Consider the following 2,366-nt stretch of genomic DNA (forward strand, 5'->3'; position numbering starts at 1 on the left):
AGGCTCAGCCGCCGTGCCGTGGACCGCCACGTTCGAGACCAGCGGCGCCACCGCGATCGGCCCTGCGAGCCCGGCGGCGCAGGCGAGTGCCAGTTTGAGCTTGAATGCGATCAGCATGGTCATTCCCCGAAGGAAGAAGGGGCCGGTGATGACCGGCCCCTCGTCGCGTCTAGTTGGTTTTGGCAGCCGGTATTTCGGCAGGCGCCTTCACCTGGGTCATCAGATCGTCGTTCCACTTGCCCTCGACCTTGAAGTGCGCGGTGGCACCGAGGTCTGCGGCCTCGATCAGATTGTGCGTGACATAGGCGTAGATGCCGGGCTGCATGAACTTGTACAGCGCGGCTCCCGCCGAGCCGCCACGGATGAACCAGGTCTCGAGTCCGACCTCGGGTGCATTGCCGAACTTGCCGGTCTCCCAGACATAGTCGCCATGGCCGCCGATCAGATGCGGACGGCTGTCGCGATTGGCCTGCGAATGCACGATCAGCACGTTCTCGCCGACATTGGCGGTCAGCGCGCTCTTGCCGGTGAGCGCCCCGACCTTGCCGTTGAACACGACGTGGGTAGGAGTCAGCTTCTTCATCACCTCTTCGGTTTCGGTGAAGGCTTCGCCGGGCGAGTCGTAGGACTTGAAATTGCCCTTCTCGTCGCGCGGCACATACATGTCCTGCTCGCCGACATAGTAGACCTTGTCGTATTTCAGCGCGTGGCCCTTGCCGTCGTTCAGTCCGTCGCGCGGCAGCACCATCACGGCGCCGTTCATGCCGGAGACGACGTGCCAGGGGATCATCGGGCCGCCCGGGGCGCAGTGATAGACGAACACGCCGGTCTTGGTTGCCTTCCAGCGCAGCACGACCTGCTCGCCGGGATTGATCAGCGTGAGTGCACCGCCGCCGAGCGCGCCGGTCGCGGAATGGAAGTCGATGTTGTGCGGCATGGAGTTGGTCGAGGGGTTGACCAGCGTCGTTTCGACGTAGTCGCCCTCATGCACGACCATCAGCGGGCCCGGCATCGAGCCGTTGAAGGTCATTGCCTGGAAGGTGGTGCCCTTCTCGTCGATGACGACCTTCTTCTCCTCGATCGTGAGCTTGAACTCGATGATCTTCGGACCTTGCTTGGTCGCTTGCTCGTGCGCATGCACGAATGGCGGCGCCACCAGCTCTACCTTTTGACGCGGCAGTTTGAGATCATCGGCAGCCAAAGCGGGGGTCGCCAGCATCAGGGCGGTCGCGGCGGCGCCGATCAATGCGACTCTGCGGGTGAACATCGGAAGCATCCTTCATCTGGAAAGGTTTTTGATGACGGATGCAGTGTGCGCCGATCGCGGCAAGAGTGTTTGCGCTGCGACAAGCTTTTGCCGGATTCGCCTCCGCTACAGTACTTAGGTGCCTCAACGGAGCAGGATAGGTGACACCACCTTGACCGCGTCCGAGGGCGTGATGCGGATGTCGAGGCCGAGCGACCAGCGGCCGGACAGTGGGGCCGACATTCTGACCCGCCATTGATCGTTGCCGACGCGTTCGGCGCTTGCAGTGATCGGTGCCACGCCATGTTCGGGATTGCCGAGCGTCACCGCAACCGCATCGGCACTCAGTGGCAATTCGTTCGCATCTTCGAGCTGGATTGCGATCTCGACCGGACCGGCGCGCCCCGGCGAGACCGTGACGTTGGCCATGGCCTTTTCAGCATGCAGGTGGGTGAAGAAGCTCTCGTCCGCTTCGGATGTCGCTGCGGGTGGTGCAGACGTCGCCTGCTCCGAGCGATGCGCCGGCTGCACCGTCGCCGTGCTCTCCGTCCTTTCGGGAGCCTGTGCGCCGATGGCCTGCACGTCGAGCGTCACGTTCACCTTGCCGGCGCGCTCGAATGCCAGCGTCACCGGCATCTGGTCGCCGGCATGGAGCGGCACATCGAGGCCGATGAACATCAGGTGTCCGCCGCCGGGCGCGAGCGTAACGACTTGTCCGGGTGCGATGATGAGCCCCTTGTCGAGCGGGCGCATGGTCATGACACCGTCGTTGACGGTCATCTCGTGGATCTCGGTTCGAAGCGCATGGGCGGCCGATGCGGCCTGCAACCGCTCCGGCGTCTGGCCCCTGTTCTCGATCGTCAGATAGCCGCCAGCGACCTTGGCACCGCCGGGCGTCGCCCGGCTCCAGGCCCTGGTGATGACGAGATCGCCGCTGGAGGTGTCGGCTGCGAAGGCGGGAGACCCGACAAGGCATGTCAGGATGACCGCGCCGGCGAATGCTCGCTTGGATGAGATCATGATCGAGGCCTTGGAAAGGATGCGGGGCTAGAAGAGATGTGCGGCGAGCCGGACCGCGGCCCAGATCGCCAGCGACAGCACGGCGAAGACAGCGATCGCG

Annotated in this window: 2 protein-coding genes; both read right to left on the minus strand. The window is 64.2% G+C overall.

Annotated elements, in window-relative coordinates; translation table 11 throughout:
- Positions 1–169: 169 nt before the first annotated feature.
- Positions 170–1,267 carry a copper-containing nitrite reductase gene (gene nirK, locus MOV74_RS36150; RefSeq protein WP_246932054.1) on the minus strand — a complete coding sequence of 366 codons (1,098 nt, stop codon included), beginning with the start codon at positions 1,265–1,267 and terminating at the stop codon, positions 170–172.
- Positions 1,268–1,390: 123 nt separating this feature from the next.
- Entirely contained in the window at positions 1,391–2,266 is an 876-nt protein-coding gene (locus MOV74_RS41330) for a copper chaperone PCu(A)C (protein ID WP_404979227.1), read from the minus strand.
- Positions 2,267–2,366: the final 100 nt, after the last annotated feature.

The sequence above is a fragment of the Bradyrhizobium sp. SHOUNA76 genome, assembly GCF_023006445.1.
Taxonomy (GTDB): domain Bacteria; phylum Pseudomonadota; class Alphaproteobacteria; order Rhizobiales; family Xanthobacteraceae; genus Bradyrhizobium.